The sequence below is a fragment of the Streptomyces sp. NPDC001348 genome, assembly GCF_053597535.1.
On sequence record NZ_JBSFIK010000029.1, the window covers coordinates 1 to 24,542 of the forward strand.

Annotated in this window: 19 protein-coding genes; 5 read left to right on the forward strand and 14 right to left on the reverse strand. The window is 70.3% G+C overall.

What is annotated here, in order from left to right; translation table 11 throughout:
* Positions 1-72: 72 nt before the first annotated feature.
* Genes ACWC21_RS26940 through tkt form a run of 7 tightly spaced genes read right to left on the reverse strand, consistent with a single transcriptional unit; the run spans position 73 to position 8,991 of the window.
* Positions 73-660, reverse strand: a complete 588-nt coding sequence (locus ACWC21_RS26940) for a histidine phosphatase family protein (protein ID WP_450885412.1) — start codon at positions 658-660, stop codon at positions 73-75.
* 6 nt (positions 661-666) lie between these two features.
* Positions 667-1,548, reverse strand: a complete 882-nt coding sequence (gnd, locus tag ACWC21_RS26945) for a phosphogluconate dehydrogenase (NAD(+)-dependent, decarboxylating) (protein WP_450885413.1) — start codon at positions 1,546-1,548, stop codon at positions 667-669.
* 18 nt (positions 1,549-1,566) lie between these two features.
* On the reverse strand, positions 1,567-3,249 hold the full coding sequence (gene pgi, locus ACWC21_RS26950; RefSeq protein WP_450885414.1) for a glucose-6-phosphate isomerase: 1,683 nt from the start codon (positions 3,247-3,249) through the stop codon (positions 1,567-1,569).
* Positions 3,242-4,171: a glucose-6-phosphate dehydrogenase assembly protein OpcA gene (gene opcA / locus ACWC21_RS26955; RefSeq protein ID WP_450885415.1), complete on the reverse strand. Its 930-nt coding sequence runs from the start codon at positions 4,169-4,171 to the stop codon at positions 3,242-3,244. Before opcA ends, pgi begins: the two co-directional genes overlap by 8 nt.
* A complete protein-coding gene (gene zwf, locus ACWC21_RS26960) occupies positions 4,168-5,754 on the reverse strand; it encodes a glucose-6-phosphate dehydrogenase (protein ID WP_450885416.1) in 1,587 nt (528 codons plus the stop codon). Before zwf ends, opcA begins: the two co-directional genes overlap by 4 nt.
* Positions 5,754-6,896: a transaldolase gene (gene tal, locus ACWC21_RS26965; RefSeq protein ID WP_450885417.1), complete on the reverse strand. Its 1,143-nt coding sequence runs from the start codon at positions 6,894-6,896 to the stop codon at positions 5,754-5,756. Before tal ends, zwf begins: the two co-directional genes overlap by 1 nt.
* A gap of 19 nt (positions 6,897-6,915) precedes the next feature.
* The gene (gene tkt, locus ACWC21_RS26970) at positions 6,916-8,991 is read right to left on the reverse strand and encodes a transketolase (RefSeq protein WP_450885418.1); all 2,076 of its coding nucleotides are present in this window, start codon (positions 8,989-8,991) and stop codon (positions 6,916-6,918) included.
* A 157-nt stretch (positions 8,992-9,148) separates the two neighbouring features.
* On the opposite strand from tkt, the gene ACWC21_RS26975 reads away from it, so the two are divergent.
* Complete coding sequence (locus ACWC21_RS26975; protein WP_450885419.1) at positions 9,149-10,069, forward strand: AraC family transcriptional regulator; 921 nt, start codon at positions 9,149-9,151, stop codon at positions 10,067-10,069.
* Positions 10,070-10,145: 76 nt separating this feature from the next.
* Here the strand turns inward: ACWC21_RS26975 and ACWC21_RS26980 are convergent, their stop codons facing one another.
* The 3 genes from ACWC21_RS26980 to ACWC21_RS26990 form a co-directional block, all read right to left on the reverse strand.
* Positions 10,146-11,549 carry a glycoside hydrolase family 16 protein gene (locus ACWC21_RS26980; protein WP_450885420.1) on the reverse strand — a complete coding sequence of 468 codons (1,404 nt, stop codon included), beginning with the start codon at positions 11,547-11,549 and terminating at the stop codon, positions 10,146-10,148.
* A gap of 389 nt (positions 11,550-11,938) precedes the next feature.
* Entirely contained in the window at positions 11,939-12,694 is a 756-nt protein-coding gene (locus tag ACWC21_RS26985; RefSeq protein ID WP_450885421.1) for an IclR family transcriptional regulator, read from the reverse strand.
* Positions 12,695-12,723: 29 nt separating this feature from the next.
* Positions 12,724-13,149 (reverse strand): MarR family winged helix-turn-helix transcriptional regulator, encoded by a 426-nt coding sequence (locus ACWC21_RS26990; RefSeq protein WP_450885505.1) that lies wholly within the window; start codon positions 13,147-13,149, stop codon positions 12,724-12,726.
* Between the two features lie 210 nt (positions 13,150-13,359).
* On the opposite strand from ACWC21_RS26990, the gene ACWC21_RS26995 reads away from it, so the two are divergent.
* From ACWC21_RS26995 to ACWC21_RS27010, 4 genes are read left to right on the forward strand one after another with little or no spacing between them, the layout of a single operon-like run.
* Positions 13,360-14,277 (forward strand): SDR family NAD(P)-dependent oxidoreductase, encoded by a 918-nt coding sequence (locus ACWC21_RS26995; RefSeq protein WP_450885422.1) that lies wholly within the window; start codon positions 13,360-13,362, stop codon positions 14,275-14,277.
* A gap of 11 nt (positions 14,278-14,288) precedes the next feature.
* A complete protein-coding gene (locus tag ACWC21_RS27000) occupies positions 14,289-15,164 on the forward strand; it encodes an amidohydrolase family protein (RefSeq protein WP_450885506.1) in 876 nt (291 codons plus the stop codon).
* A gap of 12 nt (positions 15,165-15,176) precedes the next feature.
* Positions 15,177-16,685, forward strand: a complete 1,509-nt coding sequence (locus tag ACWC21_RS27005) for an acyl-CoA synthetase (RefSeq protein ID WP_450885423.1) — start codon at positions 15,177-15,179, stop codon at positions 16,683-16,685.
* 14 nt (positions 16,686-16,699) lie between these two features.
* A complete protein-coding gene (locus tag ACWC21_RS27010) occupies positions 16,700-17,155 on the forward strand; it encodes a MaoC family dehydratase (protein WP_450885424.1) in 456 nt (151 codons plus the stop codon).
* Between the two features lie 4 nt (positions 17,156-17,159).
* On the opposite strand, the gene ACWC21_RS27015 is transcribed toward ACWC21_RS27010, so the two are convergent.
* From ACWC21_RS27015 to ACWC21_RS27030, 4 genes are read right to left on the reverse strand one after another with little or no spacing between them, the layout of a single operon-like run.
* The gene (locus ACWC21_RS27015; protein ID WP_450885425.1) at positions 17,160-18,827 is read right to left on the reverse strand and encodes a PHP domain-containing protein; all 1,668 of its coding nucleotides are present in this window, start codon (positions 18,825-18,827) and stop codon (positions 17,160-17,162) included.
* A 27-nt stretch (positions 18,828-18,854) separates the two neighbouring features.
* Entirely contained in the window at positions 18,855-20,705 is a 1,851-nt protein-coding gene (locus ACWC21_RS27020; RefSeq protein WP_450885426.1) for a LamG-like jellyroll fold domain-containing protein, read from the reverse strand.
* Positions 20,706-20,738: 33 nt separating this feature from the next.
* Positions 20,739-23,678, reverse strand: coding sequence for a glycoside hydrolase family 2 TIM barrel-domain containing protein (locus ACWC21_RS27025; protein ID WP_450885427.1), 2,940 nt, complete (start codon positions 23,676-23,678; stop codon positions 20,739-20,741).
* Positions 23,675-24,538, reverse strand: a complete 864-nt coding sequence (locus ACWC21_RS27030) for a carbohydrate ABC transporter permease (RefSeq protein ID WP_450885428.1) — start codon at positions 24,536-24,538, stop codon at positions 23,675-23,677. The genes ACWC21_RS27025 and ACWC21_RS27030 overlap by 4 nt, the downstream gene beginning before the upstream one ends.
* Positions 24,539-24,542: the final 4 nt, after the last annotated feature.

Genomic DNA, 24,542 nt, shown 5'->3' on the forward strand with positions numbered 1-24,542 from the left:
GCTCCGGGCTCCCCGGCGTCAGCTCCTTGAGCTGGGCGAAGAGCACCTGGGTGAGCGCGCGGGGCCGGACGGTCAGGGGCCGGTGTTCCACTCCGCGATCACCGGCCGGCCGTGCTCCGTCGACAGCCGGCTGACTGTGCCGGTGGCCAACTGGAACAGGCGGCCTTCGGCCGGCGGCAGTCCCAGTCGGCGGGCGGTGAGGACACGCAGGAAGTGGCCGTGGGCGACGAGCACCACGTCGTCCTTTTCGCGGGCGAGCACCGGGTCAAGGCGGGACAGGACCCGGTCGGCGCGCCGTCCCACGTCGGCGGGTGACTCACCGGGGCTGGAGCCGGGCGGGACGCCGTCCGTCCACAGGTCCCAGTCGGGGCGGGTGCGGTGGATGTCGACGGTGGTGATGCCCTCGTAGCCGCCGTAGTCCCATTCGTGCAGGTCGGGGTCCGGGGCGGCCCCCGGCAGTCCGACGAGTTCGGCGGTGCGTATCGCGCGTTGGAGCGTGCTGGTGAGTGTCAGGGCGTAGGTCCGGCCGGTGAGGAGTGGAGCCAGGGACTTGGCCTGTTCCTCGCCGTGCTGGGTGAGGGGCAGGTCGGTGAAGCTGGTGTGCTGTCCCGAAGCGCTCCACTCCGTCTCGCCATGGCGGACCAGCAGGAGGTCCCCCATGACCGGCTACTCCTTCACCGACTCGACGGCGTGGCCGCCGAACTGGTTGCGCAGCGCCGCGACCATCTTCATCTGCGGGGAGTCGTCCTGCCGGGAGGCGAACCGGGAGAACAGGGAGGCGGTGATCGCCGGGAGCGGCACCGCGTGGTCGATGGCCGCCTCCACGGTCCAGCGGCCCTCGCCGGAGTCCTCGGCGTAGCCGCGCAGCTTCTCCAGGTGCTCGTCGTCGTCGAGGGCGTTGACCGCGAGGTCGAGCAGCCAGGAGCGGATGACCGTGCCCTCCTGCCAGGAACGGAACACCTCCCGGACGTTGTCCACCGAAGGGACCTTCTCCAGGAGCTCCCAGCCCTCGGCGTAGGCCTGCATCATGGCGTACTCGATGCCGTTGTGGACCATCTTCGAGAAGTGGCCGGCACCGACCCTGCCCGCGTGGACGTAGCCGTACGGGCCTTCGGGCTTGAGCGCCTCGAAGACCGGCTCCAGCCGCTCCACATGGGCCTTGTCGCCGCCGACCATCAGGGCGTAGCCGTTCTGCAGGCCCCAGACCCCGCCGGAGACGCCCGCGTCGACGAAGCCGATGCCCTTGACGCCGAGTTCCGCCGCGTGCTTCTCGTCGTCCGTCCAGCGGGAGTTGCCGCCGTCGACGACCGTGTCGCCCTCGGACAGCAGTTCCTTCAGTTCGTCGATGACGGACTGGGTGGCGTGGCCGGCCGGGACCATCACCCACACCGTGCGCGGGGCGTCGAGCTTCTCGACCAGTTCGGCGAGGTTCTTGACGTCGGAGAGTTCGGGGTTGCGGTCGTAGCCGATGACGGTGTGGCCCGCGCGGCGGATCCGCTCGCGCATGTTGCCGCCCATCTTGCCGAGGCCGATGAGTCCAAGCTGCATGGTCAGTTCACTTCTTCCTTAAGCGTTCGGGGCGTTCTTCAGCGAGCGGTAGGCGGCCACCAGGGCGGCGGTGGACGGGTCGAGACCGGGCACGGAGCCCGCCGCGGCAGCGGCCGATGCGAACGTCTCGGCCAGGGCCGGTTCGATGCGCTTGGCGAGGACCTTGCCGAGCTCCACGCCCCACTGGTCGAAGGAGTCGATGTCCCACACCGCGCCCTGTACGAAGACCTTGTGCTCGTACAGCGCGACGAGCTGGCCGAGGACCGACGGGGTCAGTTCCCCGGCGAGGACCGTCGTGGTGGGGTGGTTGCCGCGGAAGGTGCGGTGCGGCACCTGCTCCTCGGGCACGCCCTCGGCGCGCACCTCGTCGGCGGTCTTGCCGAAGGCGAGGGCCTGGGTCTGGGCGAAGAAGTTCGCCATCAGCAGGTCGTGCTGCGCCTTCAGTTCGTCACTCAGCTCGGCCACCGGCCGGGCGAAGCCGATGAAGTCCGCCGGGATGAGCTTCGTACCCTGGTGGATGAGCTGGTAGTAGGCGTGCTGCCCGTTGGTGCCGGGCGTGCCCCACACCACCGGCCCCGTCTGCCACTCGACCGGGCGGCCCTCCCGATCCACCGACTTGCCGTTGGACTCCATGTCCAGCTGCTGCAGATAGGCGGTGAACTTCGACAGGTAGTGGCTGTAGGGCAGCACCGCATGCGACTGGGCGTCGAAGAAGTTGTTGTACCAGATGCCCAGCAGGCCGAGGATCAGCGGTGCGTTGGCCTCCGGCGGCGCACTCCTGAAGTGCTCGTCGACGATCCGGAAACCGTCCAGCATCTCCCGGAAGCGGTCCGGTCCGATGGCGATCATCAGCGACAGCCCGATCGCCGAGTCGTACGAGTACCGGCCGCCCACCCAGTCCCAGAAGGCGAACATGTTGTCCGGGTCGATGCCGAACTCGGTGACCTTCCCCGCGTTCGTGGACAGCGCGACGAAGTGCTTGGCCACCGCCTTCTCGTCCCCTCCGAAGGCGTCGAGCAGCCAGGAGCGGGCCGAGGTGGCGTTCGTGATCGTCTCGACGGTGGTGAAGGTCTTCGACGCGACGATGAACAGCGTCTCCGCCGGGTCCAGGTCGCGGGTCGCCTCGTGCAGATCGGCACCGTCCACGTTGGACACGAAGCGGAAGGTCAACTCCCGTGCCGTGAAGGGCTGAAGCGCCTCGTAGGCCATCGCCGGGCCCAGGTCGGAACCGCCGATGCCGATGTTCACGACGTTGCGGATCCGCCGGCCCGTGTGACCGGTCCACTCACCGGAGCGGACCCGCTCGGCGAAGCCGGCCATCTTGTCCAGGACCGCGTGGACCTCGGGGACCACGTTCTCCCCGTCGACCTCGACCACCGCGTCCCGCGGGGCGCGCAGCGCGGTGTGCAGCACGGCCCGGTTCTCGGTGACGTTGATCCGCTCACCGCGGAACATCGCGTCGCGCAGCCGGTACACGCCGGTGGCGGTGGCCAGTTCCTGGAGCAGGGCGAGGGTCTCGTCGGTGATCAGGTGCTTGGAGTAGTCGATGCGCAGGTCGCCGACGGTGACGACGTACCGCTCGGCGCGGCCGGGATCCGCCGCGAACAGCTCCCTGAGGCTCGGGTGCGGCATCGTGTCCGCGCGGTGGTCCTCCAGGGCGGCCCATTCCGGCCGCCGCGTGGGCTTCGGGGCGTCAGACATGGGCGGGGATCTCCTCCTTGCCGCGCAGGGCGATGGCGTACATCTCGTCGGCGTCGAGGCGGCGCAGTTCCTCGGCGATGAGCTCGGACATGGACCGGACCTTCAGTGCCAGGGTGCGCGGCGGCTGCCCCGGGAGGGTCAGCGTGGCCAGCGGGCCCTCGGGACGGTCGATGACGATCTCGCCGTTGTCGGTACCCAGGCGGACGGCCGTGACGACCGGCCCGGAGGTGACGACGCGGTCCACGTTCACCCCGAGTCGTGCCTCCAGCCAGCGGGCGAGCAGCTCGGCGGCGGGGTTGTCGGCCTCGGCCTCCACGGCCGCCGAGGTCACCTGCGTCCGGGCCTGGTCCAGGGCGGCGGCCAGCATCGAGCGCCACGGGGTGAGCCGGGTCCAGGCGAGGTCGGTGTCACCGGGCGCGTAGGAGCGGACCCGGTGCTGCAGGACCTCCAGTGGGTTCTCTACGGCGTACAGGTCGGTGATCCTGCGCTGTGCCAGCGCGCCCAGCGGATCCCTGGCGGGGTTCTCCGGTGCCCCCACCGGCCACCAGACGACCACTGGAGCGTCGGGCAGCAGCAGTGGCAGGACCACCGAGTCGGCGTGGTCGGACACGTCGCCGTAGGTGCGCAGCACGACCGTCTCCCCGGTGCCGGCCTCGGACCCGACCCGGACCTCGGCGTCCAGGCGGGACCGCGTGCGCTCACGCGGATTGCGGGCGTGCCGCTTGATGACGACCAGGGTCCGTGAGGGGTGCTCGTGCGAGGCTTCCTCGGCGGCCTTGATCGAGTCGTAGGCGTTCTCCTCGTCCGTGACGATGACCATCGTCAGGACCATGCCCACCGCGGGTGTCCCGATGGCGCGGCGGCCCTGCACCAACGCCTTGTTGATCTTGCTTGCCGTGGTGTCGGTCAGGTCGATCTTCATGGCCTGCGCCAGCTCCGTCCGTCTCGTGCGAGCATCTCGTCGGCTTCCCCGGGTCCCCAGCTGCCCGACGCGTACTGCGCCGGCCTGCCGTGGGCCGCCCAGTACTCCTCGATCGGGTCGAGGATCTTCCAGGACTCTTCCACTTCCTGGTGGCGGGGGAACAGGTTGGCGTCCCCCAGCAGTACGTCCAGGATGAGCCGCTCGTACGCCTCCGGGCTCGACTCGGTGAACGACTCGCCGTAGGCGAAGTCCATCGACACGTCCCGGATCTCCATCGAGGTGCCCGGCACCTTGGAACCGAACCGGACGGTCATGCCCTCGTCGGGCTGGACGCGTATGACGATGGCGTTCTGCCCGAGTTCCTCGGTGGCCGTGTAGTCGAACGGGGAGTGCGGGGCCCGCTTGAAGACCACCGCGATCTCGGTGACCCGGCGGCCCAGCCGCTTTCCGGTGCGCAGGTAGAACGGGACGCCCGCCCAGCGGCGGTTGCCGACCTCCAGCTTGATCGCCGCGTAGGTGTCGGTCTTCGACCGCGGGTCGATGCCCTCCTCCTGGAGGTATCCGGGCACCTGCTCGCCCCCCTGCCAGCCCTCGGCGTACTGTCCGCGGACGGTGCTCAGGCCCAGGTGCTCCGGCAGCCGTACCGACTTCAGCACCTTCAGCTTCTCGGTGAGCAGCGCCTCCGCGTCGAAGGCGATGGGTTCCTCCATCGCGGTCAGGGCCATGAGCTGCAGCAGATGGTTCTGGATGACGTCGCGGGCGGCGCCGATGCCGTCGTAGTAGCCGGCCCGGCCGCCGATGCCGATGTCCTCGGCCATGGTGATCTGCACGTGGTCGACGAAGGACCGGTTCCAGATCGGCTCGTACATCTGGTTGGCGAAGCGGAGGGCCAGGATGTTCTGGACGGTCTCCTTGCCGAGGTAGTGGTCGATGCGGAAGACCTGGTCCGGGTCGAACACGTCGTGCACGATCGCGTTCAGCTCCCGGGCGCTCGCCAGATCGTGCCCGAACGGTTTTTCGATCACCGCCCGGCGCCAGGCGCCCTCCGGCGGACTCGCCAGGCCGTGCTTCTTCAGCTGCCGCACGACCTTCGGGAAGAACTTCGGCGGCACGGAGAGGTAGAAGGCGAAGTTGCCACCGGTGCCCCGGGAGGCGTCCAGCTCCTCGACGGCCTCGCGCAGCTGCTTGAACGCGGTGTCGTCGTCGAAGTCGCCGGGGATGAACCGCATGCCCTCGGCGAGCTGCTGCCAGACCTCCTCGCGGAACGGGGTGCGCGCGTGCTCACGGACGGCGTCGTGCACCACCTGGGCGAAGTCCTGGTCCTCCCAGTCACGGCGGGCGAAACCCACCAGGGAGAAGCCCGGCGGCAGCAGTCCGCGGTTGGCGAGGTCGTAGACGGCCGGCATCAGCTTCTTGCGGGACAGGTCGCCGGTCACGCCGAAGATGACCAGCCCCGACGGACCCGCGATGCGGGGCAGGCGGCGGTCGCGCGGATCGCGCAGGGGATTGGCCCAGTCGGCCGCCGGTTCGACGGGCACCAGCACCTGCTCCGGCGCGGCGCCCTGCTCTGCGTTCGTGGTCATTACGCGTCAACTCCCTTGCTGTTCAGGGACTTCGTGACCGCGTCCAGCAGGTCCTGCCAGGCCGCCTCGAACTTGGCGACGGCTTCGTCCTCGAGCTGCCGGACGACCTCCTCGTAGGAGATTCCGAGCCGTTCGACGGCTGCGAGGTCGGCGCGGGCCTGCGCATAGCCGCCGGTGACCGTGTCGCCGGTGACGGCGCCGTGGTCGGCGACCGCGTTCAGGGTGGCCTCGGGCATGGTGTTGACCGTGCCGGGCGCGACGAGATCGTCTACATACAGCGTGTCTTTGTATGCGGGATCCTTCACACCGGTGGACGCCCACAGCGGACGCTGCTTGTTCGCCCGGTCCCCGGCCAGGGCGAGCCAGCGTGCGCCGGAGAAGACCTCCTCGTAGGCCTCGTAGGCCAGCCTCGCGTTGGCCAGCGCGGCCCGGCCCTTGAGGGCGAGGGCCTCGTCGGTGCCCAGGACCGTAAGCCGCTTGTCGATCTCGGTGTCGACGCGGGACACGAAGAAGGACGCCACGGAGTGGATGGCGGACAGGTCCAGGCCCTTCGCGCGCGCCTTCTCCAGGCCGGCGAGGTAGGCGTCCATCACCTCGCGGTAGCGCTCCAGCGAGAAGATGAGCGTGACGTTGACGCTGATGCCCTGGCCGACGACCTCGGTGATGGCGGGCAGCCCCGCACGGGTCGCCGGGATCTTGATCATGACGTTCGGGCGGTCGACCAGCCAGGCGAGCTGGCGCGCCTCGGCGATCGTGGCCGTCGTGTCGTGGGCGAGCCGCGGGTCGACCTCGATGGAGACACGGCCGTCCCGGCCGCCCGTCCTCTCGTATACAGGATGCAGAATCTCGGCGGCGGCCCGTACGTCGGCGGTCGTCAGCATCCGCACCGCCTCGTCGACCGTCACACCCCGCACGGCCAGGTCGGCGAGCTGCTCCTCGTAGTCGGCGCCGGAGCCGATGGCGGCCTGGAAGATCGACGGGTTGGTGGTGACGCCGACGACCTTCCCGGCCTCGACGAGCTCGGCGAGACCGCCGGACTCGATCCGCCCGCGGGACAGATCGTCCAGCCAGACGGAAACCCCCTCCTCGGCAAGGCGCTCAAGTGCTCCCGCGATCGCGGTCGCTTCGGTCACTGTGATCATCTTCCTTCGTGCGTTCGTATCAACCGCGAGCAGCGGCAAGGGATTCACGCGCCGCCGCGGCGACGTTCTCGGCGGTGAAGCCGAACTCGGCGAACAGGGTCTTCGCGTCGGCGGAGGCGCCGAAGTGCTCCAGGGAGACGATGCGTCCGGCATCGCCCACGAAGCGGTGCCAGGTCAGACCGATACCGGCCTCCACGGCGACACGCGCCCGCACCTCCGGCGGCAGCACCCGGTCGCGGTACTCGCGCGGCTGCTCCTCGAACCACTCCACGGACGGCATCGACACCACCCGCGTCCCGACGCCCTCGGCTTCCAGCAGCTCACGGGCGGCCACCGCGAGCTGCACCTCCGAGCCGGTGGCGATCAGGACGACGTCCGGCGCCCGGGTGGAGGACTCCTCGAGGACGTAACCGCCGCGCGCGGTGTCCGGGTTGGGCGCGTAGGTCGGCAGTCCCTGCCGGCTCAGCGCCAGCCCGTGCGGGGCCGGGTGGGTGGAGTGCCGGCGCAGGATCTCCGTCCAGGCGATCGCGGTCTCGTTGGCGTCCGCCGGGCGGACCACGTTCAGCCCCGGGATGGCGCGCAGCGCGGCCAGGTGCTCGACGGGCTGGTGGGTCGGACCGTCCTCGCCGAGGCCGATGGAGTCGTGCGTCCACACGTACGTCACCGGCAGCTGCATCAGCGCGGACATCCGCACGGCGTTGCGCATGTAGTCGGAGAACGTGAGGAAGGTGCCGCCGTAGACACGGGTGTTGCCGTGCAGCGCGATGCCGTTCAACTCCGCGGCCATCGAGAACTCTCGGATGCCGAAGTGGACGGTGCGGCCGTACGGGTCGGCCTCCGGGAGCGGGTTGCCCTCCGGCAGGAAGGAGCTGCCCTTGTCGATGGTGGTGTTGTTGGAGCCGGCCAGGTCGGCGGAACCGCCCCACAGCTCGGGGAGGACCGGTCCGAGGGCCTGCAGGACCTTGCCGGAGGCCGCACGGGTGGCGACGGACTTCCCGGGTTCGAACACCGGCACGGAGTCCGCCCATCCCTCGGGCAGCCGGCCCGCGACGACCCGGTCGAACAGCTCGGCGCGCTCCGGCTGGGCCGCACGCCACTCGGCGATCCGCTTGTCCCATGCGGCGTGCTCCTCGGCCCCCCGGTCCAGGGCCCGGCGGGTGTGGGCGCGGACGTCGTCCGCGACCTCGAAGGTCTTCTCCGGGTCGAAGCCGAGGACGCGCTTGGTCGCCGCGACCTCCTGCTCGCCGAGCGCCGAGCCGTGAGCGGCCTCGGTGTTCCGCGCGTTCGGGGCGGGCCAGGCGATGATCGTGCGCATCGCGACGATGGACGGGCGGCCGGTCTCGGCCCGGGCGGCCTGCAACGCCGCGTGGAGCGCGGGCACGTCGATGTCGCCGTCGTCCGTGGGCTCGATCCGCTGGGTGTGCCAGCCGTACGCCTCGTACCGCTTCAGCACGTCCTCGGAGAAGGCGGTGGCGGTGTCGCCCTCGATGGAGATGTGGTTGTCGTCGTAGAGGAAGACGAGGTTGCCGAGCTTCTGGTGGCCGGCCAGCGAGGAGGCCTCCGCGGAGACGCCCTCCTGCAGGTCGCCGTCGGAGACGATCGCCCAGATCATGTGGTCGAAGGGGGAGGTGCCCGCCGGGGCGTCCGGGTCGAACAGGCCGCGCTCGTAGCGGGCCGCCATCGCCATGCCCACGGCGTTCGCGACACCCTGGCCGAGCGGGCCGGTCGTGGTCTCCACGCCCGCGGTGTGCCCGTACTCGGGGTGGCCGGGGGTCTTGGAACCGTAGGTGCGGAACGACTTCAGGTCGTCCAGCTCCACCTCGTACCCGGCGAGGTGGAGCTGGGTGTAGAGGGTCAGCGAGGTGTGACCGGGGGAGAGGACGAAGCGGTCCCGGCCCGTCCACTCGGGGTCGGCCGGGTCATGACGCATCACCTTCTGAAAGAGGGTGTACGCCGCCGGCGCCAGGCTCATCGCGGTGCCGGGATGGCCGTTGCCGACCTTCTGTACGGCGTCCGCCGCCAGCAGACGGGCCGTGTCGACGGCACGCCGGTCGAGTTCGGTCCATTCGAAGCTGTCCGGTGTCTGCGTGGTCATCTTCAAGAAATCCTCTATCCGAGCGGATGGATTGCTCTGACGCGTTCGAACTTAAAAGTCAGACTTTTACGGGGGAAGGTCGCCGTGTGTCAGCCTGTGGTGAAAGTGGGACACCCCCGCGCGTTGCGATGCGCGACCGAGGCGGCACGAGAAGGACATGGCAGACAGAACCACCCAAGGCAGGGAAGGCGGCGGCGTGGACGGCGACGGCGGCGTGGACGGGATCAGAACCTTCCCCTTCCCGGTCGAGCTCAGCGCATGCGGTGTCGGCATGCAGATCGGCCCCATGGGGACCGGTCACACCTGGCACGCCGAGGCGCCGCTGGAGCGCGTGCACCGCATCGACTTCCACGTCGTGATGCTCTTCACCGACGGCCCCGTACGCCACATGATCGACTTCGCCGAGTACGAGGCGACGGCCGGCGACCTGCTGTGGATCCGCCCCGGGCAGGTCCACCGCTTCTCGCCCAGCAGCGAGTACCGCGGAACCGTCCTGACCATGCAGCCCGGCTTCCTGCCCCGCCCCACCGTCGAGGCGACCGGTCTGTACCGCTACGACCTCCCGCCGCTGCTGCGCCCCGACGAGAGCCAGCTCGCCGGGCTCGAGGCGGCCCTCGCCCAGTTGGGACGCGAGTACCAGGACACCGCCACGCTCCCGCTCGGCCTGCACACCGAGGTGCTGCGCCACACCCTCACGGCGTTCCTGCTGCGCCTGGCGCACCTCGCGGCCGGCTCGGCCCAGGCGACCCGGCAGCAGGCCGACACGACGTTCACCCTCTTCCGTGAGGCGGTCGAGAAGGGCTTCACCGCCAACCACAGCGTCAGCGCCTATGCCGACGCCCTCGGTTACTCCCGCCGCACCCTCGTCCGCGCGGTCCGCGCCGCCACCGGCCAGACGCCCAAGGGCTTCATCGACAGGCGCGTGATCCTCGAGGCCAAACGCCTGCTGGCCCACACCGATCTGCCCATCGGCCGGGTGGGCGCGGCGGTCGGCTTCCCCGACGCGGCCAACTTCTCCAAGTTCTTCCAGCAGCACACGGACATGACGCCGGCGGCGTTCCGGGCGGAGCTGCGCTGAGCGTCTCGCACGGAGAAGGGGCTCACGCGTCGGCGTGAACCCCTTCTCGGCGTGAGCCCCTTCTCACGAGGTGGCGTCAGTGGCCGAAGTCGAACCAGTTCACATTGACGAAGTCCGACGCCTGGCCGCTGGTGAACGTCAGATAGACGTCATGGGTGCCGGTCACCGGGCTGATGTTCGCCGGGACCGTCCGCCAGCTCTGCCAGCCACCGGTGTCGGCCACCGCGAAGCTGCCGACGGGGGAGTTGCTCCGGCTGTCCAGGCGTACCTCGACCAGTCCGCTCACGCCGCCCGCCGCACCGCTCGCCACCCGTCCGTAGAACTGCCGGGCCGCCGTGGAGCCGAAGTCGACGCCCTTGTACAGAGCCCAGTCGCCGTTGGCGAGCGAGCCGATGTCCTGGCCGCCGCCGGTGTCCGTGGTGGTCTCGGTGGCCGTGCCCGACTGGCTGTCGTAGGACTCCGCCTGAATGGCGCCGTAGGCGTCCCGGCCGCCGGACGGCGGAGGTGTGGTACCGCTCCCGCCGCCCGTGGACTGCAGTACCTGGACGTAGTCGACGACCATCGGGACGCCGGACCGTGTGTCGCCGTCGAGGCCGCCGCCGAAGGCGTCCGGGAAGGCGCCGCCCATCGCCACGTTCAGGATGACGAAGAACCCGTGGCCGGTGGCGTTGGCCCAGGTGGTGGCGTCCGTCTGGTTCGCCGTGACCGTGTGGTAGTTGACCCCGTCGACGTAGAAGCGGATGGCCTCGGGACTGACCGAGCGGTCCCACTCCAGGGCGTAGGTGTGGAAGCCCGACTGGCAGGTGGTGTTCGGGCATGCGGTGGAACCGCCGATGCCCGTGGTCTCGTTGCAGGGGCCGCCCGGGCTGGTGCCGCAGTGCATCGTGCCCCAGACCTTGTTCAGGCCCTGGACGTTCTCCATGACGTCCAGTTCGCCGACGCCCGGCCAGTTCTGGTAGTTGCCGCGGTAGGGAGCGCCCAGCATCCAGAACGCCGGCCAGTAGCCCTCGGCCGCGGTACCCGTGACGTTCGGCATCTGGATACGGGCCTCGACGCGCAGCTTGCCGCCGGACGGCGGCTGGAAGTCGGTGCGGTTGGTCTCGATGCGGCCCGAGGTCCAGTTGCCGGACGAGTCGCGCATCGGGGTGATGCGCAGGTCGCCGTTGCCGTCGAGGGAGACGTTGCCCGTGCTGCTGGTCATCCTCTCGACCTCGCCGGTACCCCAGTTCCCAGGGCCACCCGGATACGAAGTCCCGGTGTCGTAGCGCCAGTTCGCGGTGTCGACGCCGGAGCCCGCAGCGCCGTTGAAGTCGTCGAGGAAGACCTGGGTCCAGCCGGACGGCGGTGTGGGCGCGGAGGCCTCGGCGGACGGTGAGGCGACCGTGGTGGCGGCCGCCGCGAGGCCCAGCGTGCCGATGACGGCGAGGAGCGCCCGTTGCCAGGGGCGCGGTCTGCGGTGCATGCCGGAGGTGTCACTCATGGGGAGCCTCTCGGTACGGGGATGTGCCGCGGATGCCTTCGGGAGCGCGTCTTGAGAGCGCTCTCAAAGTGGGCCCAATGTGCTCCCCGTCACCGAGGTCGTCAAGAGTTGTAGCGAGGAAAGTCCTTGTGTGGCGGATGGGTTCAGTCCATGAATGCCGCCAAGGCGGCTGGAGCGCGCTCCCCGCCTTCCACTCCGGCCAGGACAGGTTCCAGCCGCCGAGGCCGTCGAGGCCGTCGTTGGCCGGGTCGAGTTGCCGTGCACCAAGGTGCCGGAGGTGGTCAGGCGCCGGGCGTGCGGCACGTCGGGCATGTCGTACTCGTCGGCGAGTCCGACCGTCGAGGACTCCGTCCGCGTCTGCTTGAACCACTCGCGCGCGAGGCCGCCGCTCAGGGTGTCCGTTCCGGCTGCCAGCCCAGGGCGCGGGATATCCCGCGCGCCGCCAGTCGTACCGCCGGGGCCAGTACCGGCACCTGGGCCGCCTGCTGGGGTACGACGACGGACACGGCGGCGACCACGGCTCCGCCCGGTCCGCGCACGTCGGCCGCCACCGACAACGCGTCGTCCGTCACCTGGCGGTCGCTCACCGCCACGCCGGACCGCCGCACTTCCGCCAGCACCCGGCGCAGCCGTGCCGGATCGCTGATCGTGTACGGGGTGAAGGAGGCGAGCGGACCGGCGCAGTAGTCCTCCTGGAAGGCGATGTCGGCGTGCGCCAGCAGCGCGAGCCCCACTCCGGTGGCGTGCAGGGGCCAGCGCGCGCCGACCCGGATGTGCACGCCGACCGCCGAACGCCCCGAGATCCACTCGATGTAGACCACCTCGGACCCGTCCCGCACCGCCATCTGCACGTTCTCGTGCGTCGCCTCGTACAGGTCCTCCAGGTACGGCAGCGCGATCTGGCGCAGCGCCAGGCCGCGCGGCGCCAGGGCCGCGACCTCCCACAGTCTCAGGCCCACGTGGTAGACGCCGTCGGGGTCCCGTTCCAGGGCGCCCCAGTCGGTGAGCGCGGCGACCAGCCGGTGCGCGGTGGTGAGGGTGAGCCCCGCCCGGCGGCTGATGTCCGTCAGGCACAGTGCCGGATGCTCGTGGTCGAACGCGGCGAGCACCGAGAGCAGTCGGTCGGGAGCGGAGCGGACCGTCATCGCGAAGTGTCCTCCTGCGGCCGGGGGGGCTAGGAGAGCCCGTCCTCGGCGACGCGCAGCAGCAGTGCGTGCAGCGTCTCCCGTTCGGCCGTGTCCAGGGGGGCCAGGAGTTCCCCGGTGACGCGCAGCCCCGCCTCGTCGGTGTCGCGCAGGAAGGCACGGCCCTTGCCGGTGAGGACGACGATGCGGCTGCGGCGGTCGTCGGGGGCGGGTCGGCGTTCGGCGAAACCCAGCTTCTCCAGGTCGTCGACCAGGCCGACGATCGCACTCGGGTCGTAGCCGAGCCGGGTGCTCAGCTCACGCTGGAGGGAGCCCTCGGAGGTGGCGAGGAAGCGCAGTACCGCGTAGTGGCGCAGGCGCAGGCCGGACTTCTCCAGGAAGGCGTTGAACAGCTGCCCGGAGCGCAGGCCCAGCCGGTAGAGCAGGTAGCCGGCGTCGGCGTGCAGCCCGCGCATCCACGGTTCGTGCTCGTCGAGGCCGGGTTCCGCGGCGTGCTGGCGGGTGATGGCGGTCTCCCTCGTCTCGGTCGGCCGGGACCTCTTCCCGGTTTCCGAGGCCAGGATGCCGCACCCGCAGGTTCGGGACAACTATTGACGTCAACAATTATTGCTCTTAGCTTCGATCTCGTAGCCGCAGCACCCGCATCGCCTTGGGAAGGACTCCGCGTGTCCAGCATCGATCTCACCGGCAAGGCCGCCGTCGTCACCGGCAGCGGCCGGGGCCTCGGCCTCGCATACGCCCACGCCCTCGCCGCCCACGGGGCGTCCGTGGTCGTCAACGACATCGACGAGACAGTGGCCGAGCAGGCGGTGAAGTCCATCACCGAGGCCGGCGGAACGGCCGTCGCCGAGGTCGTCCCCGTCGGCACCACCGAGGCCGCCGACCGGCTCGTCGGACGTGCCGTCGAGGAGTTCGGGCGGCTGGACATCCTGGTCACCAACGCGGGCATCCTGCGCGACAAGGTGCTGTGGAAGATGACCGACGAGGACTTCGACGCGGTGATCACCACCCATCTGAAGGGCACCTTCACCTGCGCCCGTGCCGCCGCCGTGCGGATGCGCGAGCAGGGCGAGGGCGGCACCCTGATCCTGGTCGGCTCCCCGGCCGGGCAGCGCGGCAACTTCGGCCAGACGAACTACGCCGCCGCGAAGGCCGGCATCGCCGCCATGGCCCGTACCTGGTCGATGGAGCTGGGCCGGGCGAACATCACCGTCAACGCGATCGTGCCGGTGGCCGCGACCGCCATGACCGAGACCATCCCCGCCTTCGCCCCGTACGTCGAAGCCCTGAAGAACGGCGAGCCGCTGCCGGACTTCCTGCGCAAGGGCGAGGGCTTCGGCACCCCCGAGGACTGCGCGGCCCTCGTCCCCTTCCTCGCCTCCGAGGCCGCACGCGGCATCACCGGCCAGGCCATCGGCATCGGCGGCGACAAGGTGGCACTCTGGTCGCATCCGCAGGAGATCAGGGCGGCCTACGCCGACGGCGGCTGGACCCCCGACTCCCTGGCCGACGCGTGGGCGACCTCGGTCGGCGCCGAGCCGCAGAGCGTCGGTATCCCGGCGCCCAAGTTCCCGGAGGCGTGATGGACCCCGTCATGAACGTCGAGGAACTCGTCGCGATCGACGTCCACACCCATGCGGAGGTGTCCGCCAAGGGCCACTCCTCCCTGGACGACGACCTGCACGACGCGTCCTCCGCCTACTTCAAGGTCGAGGGCAAGCGCAAGCCCACCCTCGCGGAGACCGCGGCCTACTACCGGGAGCGGAGGATGGCCGCCGTGATCTTCACCGTGGACGCCGAGTCCGCCACCGGCACCCCGCCCGTCCCCAACGAGGAGGTCGCCGAGGCGGCGGCCGCCAACGCGGACGTACTGATCCCCTTCGCCTCCATCGATCCCTTCCGGGGGAAGGCGGGTGTGAAGCAGGCGCGGCGGCTGGTCGAGGAGTACGGGGTGCGGGGCTTCAAGTTCCACCCCAGCATCCAGGGCTTCTTCCCCAACGACCGGTCGGTGGCCTACGACCTGTACGAGGTCATCGAGGAGACGGGCACCATCGCCCTGTTCCACACCGGCCAGACGGGCATCGGCGCCGGAGTCCCCGGCGGAGGCGGGATCAGGCTGAAGTACTCCAACCCGCTGCACGTGGACGACGTCGCCGCCGACTTCCCGCATCTGAAGATCATCCTGGCGCACCCGTCCTTCCCCTGGCAGGACGAGGCGCTCGCCGTCGCCACCCACAAGCCGGGCGTGCACATCGACCTGTCCGGCTGGTCGCCGAAGTACTTCCCACCACAACTGGTGCAGTACGCCAACACACTGCTGAAGGACAAGGTCCTCTTCGGCTCCGACTTCCCCGTCCTCACCCCCGACCGCTGGCTCGCCGACTTCGAGAAGCTGTCGGTCAAGGACGAGGTCCGGCCGAAGATCCTCAAGGAGAACGCCGCCCGTCTGCTCGGACTGACGAAACCGTGAGAGGGGCGTCAGATGCGCAATGAGGGACTGGGGTCGTGGCCCGCCCGCCGGGCCCGCAAGACCCCGCACCGCACCGCCCTGGTGCACGGTGAGAAGTCCACCGACTACCGCACACTGTATGCACGCACCACGCGCCTGGCCCACGCCCTGCGCGCCCGGGGCGTCCGCCGCGGCGACCGCATCGCCTACCTCGGCCCCAACCACCCCGCCTACCTGGAGACGCTGTTCGCCGCGGGCACCCTGGGCGCGGTCTTCGTCCCCCTCAACACCCGCCTCGCCGGCCCCGAGATCGCCTACCAACTCGCCGACTCCGGCGCCAAGGCACTCGTCTTCGGGCCCTCCCACGCCGGACTCGTCGCGGGACTGCCCGGAGGCACCGACGTACGGACGTACCTGGAGGTGGGCGCCGAGTACGAGGAGGCGGTGGCCGGCGCCCCGCAGGAGCCCATCGACGAGCCGGTCACCGCCGACGACACCTGCCTCATCATGTACACCTCGGGCACGACCGGCCGGCCCAAGGGCGCGATGCTCACCCACGGCAACATCACCTGGAACGCCGTCAACGTCCTCGTCGACCACGACCTGATCGCGGACGAACGCGCCCTGGTCTCCGCCCCGCTGTTCCACACGGCCGGCCTCAACATGCTCACCCTGCCGGTACTGCTCAAGGGCGGCACCTGTGTCCTGGTCGAGTCCTTCGACGCCGAGGCGACCTTCGACCTGATCCAACGGCACCGCATCACCTTCATGTTCGGTGTGCCGACCATGTTCGACCAGGTGGCCCGGCACCCTCGCTGGGCCGACGCGGACCTGTCCTCCCTGCGGATCCTCACCTGCGGCGGCTCACCCGTGCCCACTCCGCTGATCGACGCCTACCAGGAGCGCGGCCTGACCTTCCTGCAGGGCTACGGCATGACCGAGGCCTCGCCCGGCACCCTCTTCCTGGACGCCGAACATGCCGTGAGCAAGGCGGGCTCGGCGGGCGTGCCGCACTTCTTCAGCGACGTGCGGGTGGTCGGACCGGACCTCGCCCCGGTCGGCGCCGGCGAGACCGGTGAGGTCGTGGTGCGCGGGCCGCACGTCATGCCCGGCTACTGGGGGCTTCCCGAGGAGACCGCGGCCTCCTTCGCGGACGGCTGGTTCCGCAGCGGGGACGCGGCACGGGTCGACGAGGACGGCTACGTGTACATCGTCGACCGTATGAAGGACATGATCATCTCCGGTGGGGAGAACGTCTACCCGGCCGAGATCGAGGACCGGCTGCTGGCCCACCCCGACATCGCGGAGTGCGCGGTCATCGGTGTGGCGGACGACAAGTGGGGCGAAGTGCCCCGCGCGGTCGTCGTCCCCCGGGAGGGCGCCGCCCTCGACCCCGACGAGGTGCTCGCCTCCCTGGCCGGCCGTCTCGCCAAGTACAAGATCCCCAAGTCCGTGGTGGTCGCGGAGGAACTCCCGCGCACCGCCTCCGGAAAACTCCTCAAGGCCCGGGTGCGTCAGCGCTACGGCAAACGACTCCCGTAAGGAACAGGGTATTCATGAGCGTCACCGTCAACGGCCTGGAAGAACTGAAGAAGCTGGCCGGCAGCGACCTCGGCACCAGTGAGTGGATCGAGGTCACCCAGGAGCGCATCGACACCTTCGCCGACGCCACCGGCGACCACCAGTGGATCCACGTCGACCCCCAGCGGGCCGCCGAGGGGCCGTTCGGGGCGCCCATCGCCCATGGCTACCTGACGCTGTCCCTGTTCATCCCGCTGTTCACCGAGCTGCTGGATGTCCAGGGCGTCACGACCAAGGTCAACTACGGGCTGAACAAGGTCCGTTTCCCCGCACCCGTCAAGGTCGGCTCCCGGATCCGCCTGGTGGCGAGGCTCGCGGAGGTGGAGGAGGTGCCCGGCGGGGTGCAGATCGCCGTCGACGGCACGATAGAGATCGACGGCGGCGGGAAGCCCGCCGCCGTCCTGCAGAGCCTGTCGCGGTTCTACGCCTGACGTCTCAGGCGCCCACCACGTCCACGAAGATCGGGTTCGAATAGAACCACGTGTCGGCCCACGGGTCGCCGTTCCCGGGCTCGTGCGGGATCGGGCCCTGTGGGTCGACGGCAGCGCCCAGGTAGCCGGCCCCGAGCCGGTTGCCGTCGCTGCCGCGCAGCCGGACGTAGAAGGATCCGTCACCGGCGACGACCGGGATGCGCAGCGTGTACGTTCCCTTCCGGTCGCTGACGTCCTTCGTCTGTACGACCTTCGTGTCGGGTGCCCGCCACGAGTCGCGGTCGTCCACCGGGCCGGTCACCGCGCCCCGGATCAGGTCCACGTGCGCCAGCTGGGGCAGGATTCCCTGAGTGTTGGGGCGCGATGCGGTCGTCACGGTCACGTACAGCGTGAGCTTCTCGCCTCTGCGGACGCGTAGCCGGCCGCCCAGCGTGACGCCGGGGCCGCGGTCGCAGTCACGCTTCAAGCGGACATCGAGCCCGTCGAGCAGATGCCCGTGGTCGAGCCATACCCGGCCCGCGCGCAGGCCCGCCATCACCGGGCGGTAACCGTAGCGGGTCACGCCCACGTGGGTGCGGCTGAACTGCCCGGGCCAGAAGTCGCCGCCGGGCTGCGGGGCGTCCGTGTTCACCGGGTCGGGGATCTTGCCGGTGTTGTCGAAGTTCTGACCGGGCGGCCAGTCGCCGTTCTTCCACGTGTCGAAGACGACCCGGTGCACATCCGAGTTGGTGGTGATCGTGAACAGCCTGCCCTCGGCGAGCATCGAGTCCCACATGCCGCCGACCGTCGCCGTCATCCAGTCGAAACCGCCGTACAGCACGTACGCGTTCTCCGGATAGCCGACCCAGGAATTCACGGACGGCTTGTTGGTGTACTCGCCGCGCTGCGAGGCGGGGCCCTCCCAGCCGGGGATGCCGCCGCCCTGCGCGCCGGGCGCGCCCTCCATGCCGATCATGATCTCGGGGGCCGCGTCCCGCCAGTTGCGCATCTCGTGCGGGGAGTCGATGCCCAGCCGCATCGGGTGGTTCGCGAGGACGAGGACGTCGTCGACGAATCCCGTACTGCGCTGTTCCGCGAGCCACTGGATGGCCTTGACCGCGTGTGCCTCGTTGCGCGCCGTGTTCGGATTGTCCGGGGCGCCGTCCGTGTAGCCGAGCAGCTTGCCGTCGTACGCCAGCTCGAACTGCGTGAGCAGGTCGACCTCGTGGGGACCGGGCGCGGCGAAGATCGTGCAGTGCTCGGCGGCGGGGATGTACCACTCCAGGCCCTGGAAGATCAGCTGACGCGGGTTCTCGGCGCGGGCCTTGAGGATCTCCTCGTGCTCCATCCTGGCGCCGTACCAGGCGTGCCCGAAGTTGGAGTGCTCGTTGAACACCATCCAGTCGAGGCCGTACTTGGCGGCCGCGGTGGCCAGCTGGGAGAAGGTGTACTTCGCGTCGTGGCTGTAGACGCTGTGGACGTGGTGGTCGCCGACGACGTAGGCGAGGTTGGGATCGTTGCCGCCGAAGCCGTCCGCGGCGGCAGCCTCGGGCACGGCCGCTGAGCCGAGGGCGAACGCGGCGCTGAACAGGCCTGCCCGACGCAGGAGTTGACGACGAGAGATGCCCTGGGCGTCGAGGTGGGTCGGTGAGACGGATGGATCGGCCCAGGAGGGGAGCTGCTGTTCTGTCATGATCGTTCCCTGGTGCGAGTCGGCGCTTCAGTGGTTCATGAACGAGGTGACGGGCAGCGCCCGCGAGACGATCCGGACGTCGCCGAGGCGGCCGTGCAGGATCTGGTCGATCTTTCCGGCGTACTCGTAGCCGCCCAGCAGCCAGGGCAGTCCGACGGAGGTGATGCCGACCGCGGAGGCCTTCGGGTTGCGGACGACCGGGCAGCCCTCCACGTACAGTGTGGTGTGGGTGCCGTCGTTGACGACCGCGAGGTGCCACCAGGTCTCCAGCGGTGTCTCCTGCCCCCAGTTGGTGGCGATGCCCTGCTGGTCGAGCGGGCGCATCGCCCACTGCGGCTCGCGGTCGTTGGACAGCGACAGCGTGGCGAGGGGTTCGTCGGGGTCGTCGGCGGTCTTGCCGGCGGCGCCGCCCGTCCCGGTGCGGCTGACGATGCCGGACCAGGCGTTGTGGTCGGGGTCCCAGTCGGCGGGCAGCCGGTAGAACGCCTCGATGGTGTAACCGTCCGCGAAGGTGGCCTTGTTGAGCGGAGCGCCGTCGACCGTTCTGAGGTACGCGCCCTTCAGCGGGGACTTGTAGCCCTGGAACTCCAGGCTGCCGTGGCCGGGCTGGTCGGGGTGGTGGTCGGCGGACCAGTTCAGGGCGCCGCCGGCCACGGTGACGAGGGTGAGGTCGTTGCCGCGCCCGGACAGGTCGCGGACGGTACCGCTGACCGCCGTGCCGTCGGCGTGTCCGTCGAAGCGCCAGTAGGCGACCGTGCCGGGGATCAGTACCCGGGACGCGGGGCGGGCCGGGCGGGCCGGGACGGGCGCGAAACCGGCGAAACGTTTCTCGAAGTCGATCTCCACCGAGAAGCGGTCGGCGTCGCCGCTCAGCTCGATCTCCTGCCGCTCCAGCTCGTTGAGACCCTTGGCGGCCCGGCCGAGGATCCACGGGGAGACCGTCTCCACGTCGATGACGTTCCGGTCCAGGTCGAAGTGGTACAGGCGGATCATCGCCGCGCCGCCGAAGTAGCGGTTCTGGTAGTTCGTCAGGTGCAGGTGGACGTCGTTGCCCGCCGCGTTCTTGCGGGTCGCCCTGCCCGCGGGCCAGTAGTGGCCGTTCAGGGTGAGGAAGATCTGGTCGTGGTCCTCGACCAGCCGGTCCCACAGCTGCTGCCCGTAGGCGGACAGGGAGTCGTCCTCGACGACCAGTTCATGCGTGGTGAGGACGACGGGGGTCTTCGGGTGCCGGGCGAGGACGTCCTTCGCCCAGGCGTACCCCTTCGCCGACAGCCGCCAGTCCAGTGCGAGCACCATCCACTCGCGCCCGGCGGCCTTGAACAGGTGGTAGGTGTTGTAGCCGTCCGGGGAGGCACCCCCGAACGTCGGCTTGTCCTTGAAGCGCTGCGGCCCGAAAGCGTCCAGGTACGGTGTCGGGCCGCGCTGGTCGTCCGTCGACGAGTTCACGTCGTGGTTGCCGGCCAGGACGCTGTAGCCGACGCCCCGCCGGTCGAGGATCCCGAAGGCCGCGCCGATCGCGGCGAATTCGTCCTTCGCACCGTTCTGGGTGAGGTCACCGAGGTGGGACAGGAAGACGATGTTGTCGTCCCTGCCGTGTTCGAGGAGATAGCGCAAAGACGCCTCGACCGGTGCCTTGTCGATGCTGGGCCCGTCGAAGAGGTACTGGGTGTCGGGCATCACGGCGAGGGTGAAACGCCGGCTGTCGGGGTCCGGACGCCGGCCGGCCGCCGGCGCCGTGGCCGCCTCGGCGCCGGCGGCCGGCAGCGCGACCCCTGCCGTGGCGGCGGCGCCGAGCAGCGCGGTGGCTCTGAGGAAACTGCGTCTGGCGGCGCCAGCCTGGGCGGCCTCGCCCTGGGGGTGGTCATGCGTCTTGCACATGGGTGCTCCGTGAGGATGGTGAAGCCGGGGAACTCAGAGGACGCGCAGGGTCCAGCTCCAGTGGTGGACGCCCGCGGGGACCAGATAGGAGGGCGCCGTGTCGGGCCCGCAGGACGCCGTGCCCACCCCTCGGTGGGCCGCGTCGATGTGCACCACGCACCCGGGGCGTGGCACCAGCTCGTCATGGTGGGCGGCGGCGGTCAGATCCGCGGCGCGGTAGCGGGTGACGGACACCTGGCGCGGCTCGTCCAGCTCGACGGCGAGCCCGGTGGCGTCGGGCGCCGACAGTGTGAAACGCCGTACGCCGTGCCGGCCGCCGCTCTCCTGCGGACGCAGGTAAGGCGTGAACAACTCGTCGACGGGAGCCGAGTGGTGGGCGACGGGCGCACCGGTGCTGCGGTCCGGGTACGACTCCCAGGGGCCCTGCCCGAACCACTCCAGCAGGTCCAGGCCCGCCACGGTCTCGAACACCGACCCGACGCGTGCCACGTCGTCGAAGTCGTCCGGCAGTTCGGCCCACTCCGCCACCCGGATGCCGCCTTCGACGGGCGTGAACTCCTGCCGGTGCCGGATGACGCCGACCGTGCCGGCGTACTCGGCGTGCACGGTCACCCGGCCGTCCGCACGGTCCGCGGAGATCAGCTTGCGGACCAGGGCGTCGAGCCCCCATTCCCGCCAGCGCCGCGCGATGCCGCCCAGCTCGTCGTTGTCGGTGGGCGCCCGCCACAGGGACAGGGCGGGCGCCGCGGTCAGCAGCGGATGGACCAGGAGGCCGTCGGCGTCGACCTCGACGGGCCGGTGCGCGGCGGCCGGGGCGGGCACCTCCCGGGCCAGGGGGTTCTCAGCCGACCGCAGCCGCACCTGCGGGGCGCACACCTCGGTACCGCGTGGCGCCCATGCCTCGTCCCGGGCCGTGGTCACCCGCAGCGTCAGCCATGCCTCACCGCCGTCCTCGGGCAGCTCCAGGGGCAGTGGCACCGCCGCCGTCTCGCCCGGCCGCAGATCGGGCAGTTCGGCCGGCGCGGTCAGGGTGCGGCCGTCGGCCAGGGACAGCTCCCACCGGGCGGTCAGCCAGTCGAGGCCGCGGAAGTGCTGGTGGTTGGCGAGCACCAGCCCCTCGTGCCGGAAGGAGCGGATGCGGACCGGCGCGGTGATCTCCCGGTGCTCGTACAGGGCGGGCTTGGGCGTGCGGTCCGGGAAGACGACCCCGTCCGCGACGAACGCGCCGTCGTGGACTCTCTCACCGAAGTCACCGCCGTACGCCCAGCGGTGGCCGGGCGCGGCGACACCGTTCGCATACAGCCCGGCGCCCGCGCGTCCGGCCGGTCTTCCATCGCTCACGCGCTGCAGGATTCCGTGGTCCCAGAACTCCCAGATGAAGCCGCCCTGAAGACCCGGGGTGGACTCGATGGCCGCCCAGTGGTCGGCGAGGGTGCCGTTGCTGTTGCCCATGGCGTGCGAGTACTCGCACTGGATCAGCGGCTTCGTCTGCTCGCCGGACAGCGCGTGCGCAACACAGTCCTCGATCGGCGCGTACATCGGACAGGCGATGTCGGAGGCCACGTCCGGGTCCGCCCAGCCGCGCTTGGCGGCGCCCTCGTACTGCAGGGGCCGGGTGGGGTCGTGCCGGCGCACCCAGCCGGCCGCCGCGTCGTGGTTCGCGCCGTAGTCGGACTCGTTCCCCAGCGACCAGATGATCACCGACGGGTGGTTCTTGTCCCGGAGCACCATCCGCGAGACGCGGTCGACGAAGGCGTTCAGGTAGCGCGGGTCGTCGGCGATCTCATGGGCGTGGTCGTGCGACTCGATGTCCGCCTCGTCGACGACGTAGAAGCCCAGTTCGTCGGCGAGGTCGTACAGCGAGGGATCGTTGGGGTAGTGGGAGGTGCGGACCGCGTTGAAGCCGAAACGCTTCAGCAGGGCGAGGTCCGCGCGCATGTCGTCGTAGGACACGGTGCGGCCGGTCAGCGGATGGAAGTCGTGCCGGTTGACTCCCCGGATGAACACCCGCTCGCCGTTGACCAGCAGGTCCCGGCCGGCCACGGCTACGTCGCGGAAACCGATCCGGTGGCGGAAGGTGTCGGCGACCGTGCCGTCGGCACGGTGCAGCCGGACGGTCAGGCCGTACAGCTCCGGCAGTTCGGCGTTCCAGGTGCGTACCTCGGGCACGGTGGCCCGCAGCCGCGCCTCGCCGAGGAAGTCGGAGACCCGGTCGTCCTCGGCGTTGACCCGGTCGAACTCGGCGTCCTGGGCGATGGGCTGCCCGTCCAGGTCCCCGCTGACGTACCACCCCGCGGGCAGCGCCCCGCCGCCCGCGTCCCGCACCTGGCAGTGCACGGTGAGCTCGCCGTCCTGCCGGGCCCGCACGGTGACGTCGGCGAGGTGCAGCGGATCCGTCGCGTACAGCAGCACCGACCGGGTGATCCCGCCGTGCCACCAGTGGTCCTGGTCCTCGATGTGCGAGGCCTCCGACCACTTCACCACCGTCAGCCGCAGCACCGCCGGTTCGCCGGGGCGTACCACGGCCGTCAGGTCGAACTCGGCTGCGAGGTGGGAGTCCTTGGAAACGCCGACGGGCCGCCCGTCCACATACACCAGCAGTACGCTCTCGGCGGCGCCGACCTGGAGCACGATCCGGCGGCCGGCCCAGTCGGCGGGGATGTCGACCACACGCTCGTGGACGCCCGTCGGGTTGGCGGCGGGCGACAGTGGAGGGTATTCGGTATACGGCATACGGACGTTGGTGTACTGCGGAAGGTCGTCCGTGTCCTGCAGGGTCCAGACGCCGGGAACGTGGACGGACGACCACGCGTCGGCGAGCGGCGCCTCCGGTGCCGGCAGCAGTTGGAAGCGCCATTCCCCGTCCAGGGAGACCGCACCCGGTCGCCGGTCCACGGCGTTCATCGGCAGCCGCCCCCAGGCGGTCACCTCGGGGGCCTCCCAGGGCCTCAGGGCGAGCAGTGGATCCGTCATTTGATGGCCCCCTTGGCGAGGTCGCCGATCATCTGCCTGGCGCCGATGGCGAACACGATCAGCAGGGGGATCAGCGCGAGCAGTGCGCCGGACATGACCATGCCGTAGTCGGTGGTGCCGTGCACTCCGTTGAGCTGGGACAGGGCCACCTGGAGCGTCACGTTGTCCGGGTTGGTCAGGGCGATCAGGGGCCAGGCGTAGTCGTTCCACTGGCCCATGAAGGTGAAGATACCCAGGAAGGCGAGTCCCGGGCGGACGACGGGGAGCGCGACGTGCCAGTACTGGCGTACGAAGTTCGCCCCGTCGAGCTTCGAGGCGTCGAGCAGTTCGTCGTGGATGGCGCTCTTCATGTACTGGCGCATCCAGAAGATGCCGAACGCGTTGGCCGCCGCGGGCACGATCAGCGCCGTCATCGAGCCGATCCAGCCGATCTTCGCCATGATCACGAACTGCGGGATGACCTGGAGCTGTGTCGGCACCATGAAGATCGCCATCAGCAGCGCGAACAGCACGTTGCGGCCCGGGAACTCGAACTTGGCGAAGACGAAGGCGGCCAGCGAGTCGAAGAACAGGACCAGGAAGGTCACCGAGCCCGCCACCAGCAGCGAGTTGAACATCGAGCCCAGGAAGTCGATGCTGTCGAAGAGATGGCGGACGTTCTCCAGGAAGTGCGTGCCCGGCAGCAGCTTCGGCGGATAGGAGAAGATCTCCGACGACGTGTGCGTCGACATGATCACGGCCCAGTAGAACGGGAAGGCCGACAGCAGCACGCCGACGATCAGCACGGTGTGCAGTGCGACGCCCCGGCTCCGGGTCCCTTTGACCGGCCTGGGCCGACGCGTGCCTTGGATGGATGCCATGGTG

What these genes read in the sequence shown, in the direction of transcription:
- ACWC21_RS26940 (WP_450885412.1), bottom strand. Translation starts at nt 660, where the DNA reads ATGGGGGACCTCCTGCTGGTCCGCCATGGCGAGACGGAGTGGAGCGCT.
- gnd (WP_450885413.1), bottom strand. Translation starts at nt 1,548, where the DNA reads ATGCAGCTTGGACTCATCGGCCTCGGCAAGATGGGCGGCAACATGCGC.
- pgi (WP_450885414.1), bottom strand. Translation starts at nt 3,249, where the DNA reads ATGTCTGACGCCCCGAAGCCCACGCGGCGGCCGGAATGGGCCGCCCTG.
- opcA (WP_450885415.1), bottom strand. Translation starts at nt 4,171, where the DNA reads ATGAAGATCGACCTGACCGACACCACGGCAAGCAAGATCAACAAGGCG.
- zwf (WP_450885416.1), bottom strand. Translation starts at nt 5,754, where the DNA reads ATGACCACGAACGCAGAGCAGGGCGCCGCGCCGGAGCAGGTGCTGGTG.
- tal (WP_450885417.1), bottom strand. Translation starts at nt 6,896, where the DNA reads ATGATCACAGTGACCGAAGCGACCGCGATCGCGGGAGCACTTGAGCGC.
- tkt (WP_450885418.1), bottom strand. Translation starts at nt 8,991, where the DNA reads ATGACCACGCAGACACCGGACAGCTTCGAATGGACCGAACTCGACCGG.
- ACWC21_RS26975 (WP_450885419.1), top strand. Translation starts at nt 9,149, where the DNA reads ATGGCAGACAGAACCACCCAAGGCAGGGAAGGCGGCGGCGTGGACGGC.
- ACWC21_RS26980 (WP_450885420.1), bottom strand. Translation starts at nt 11,549, where the DNA reads ATGAGTGACACCTCCGGCATGCACCGCAGACCGCGCCCCTGGCAACGG.
- ACWC21_RS26985 (WP_450885421.1), bottom strand. Translation starts at nt 12,694, where the DNA reads ATGACGGTCCGCTCCGCTCCCGACCGACTGCTCTCGGTGCTCGCCGCG.
- ACWC21_RS26990 (WP_450885505.1), bottom strand. Translation starts at nt 13,149, where the DNA reads ATGCGCGGGCTGCACGCCGACGCCGGCTACCTGCTCTACCGGCTGGGC.
- ACWC21_RS27000 (WP_450885506.1), top strand. Translation starts at nt 14,289, where the DNA reads ATGAACGTCGAGGAACTCGTCGCGATCGACGTCCACACCCATGCGGAG.
- ACWC21_RS27005 (WP_450885423.1), top strand. Translation starts at nt 15,177, where the DNA reads ATGCGCAATGAGGGACTGGGGTCGTGGCCCGCCCGCCGGGCCCGCAAG.
- ACWC21_RS27010 (WP_450885424.1), top strand. Translation starts at nt 16,700, where the DNA reads ATGAGCGTCACCGTCAACGGCCTGGAAGAACTGAAGAAGCTGGCCGGC.
- ACWC21_RS27015 (WP_450885425.1), bottom strand. Translation starts at nt 18,827, where the DNA reads ATGACAGAACAGCAGCTCCCCTCCTGGGCCGATCCATCCGTCTCACCG.
- ACWC21_RS27020 (WP_450885426.1), bottom strand. Translation starts at nt 20,705, where the DNA reads ATGTGCAAGACGCATGACCACCCCCAGGGCGAGGCCGCCCAGGCTGGC.
- ACWC21_RS27025 (WP_450885427.1), bottom strand. Translation starts at nt 23,678, where the DNA reads ATGACGGATCCACTGCTCGCCCTGAGGCCCTGGGAGGCCCCCGAGGTG.
- ACWC21_RS27030 (WP_450885428.1), bottom strand. Translation starts at nt 24,538, where the DNA reads ATGGCATCCATCCAAGGCACGCGTCGGCCCAGGCCGGTCAAAGGGACC.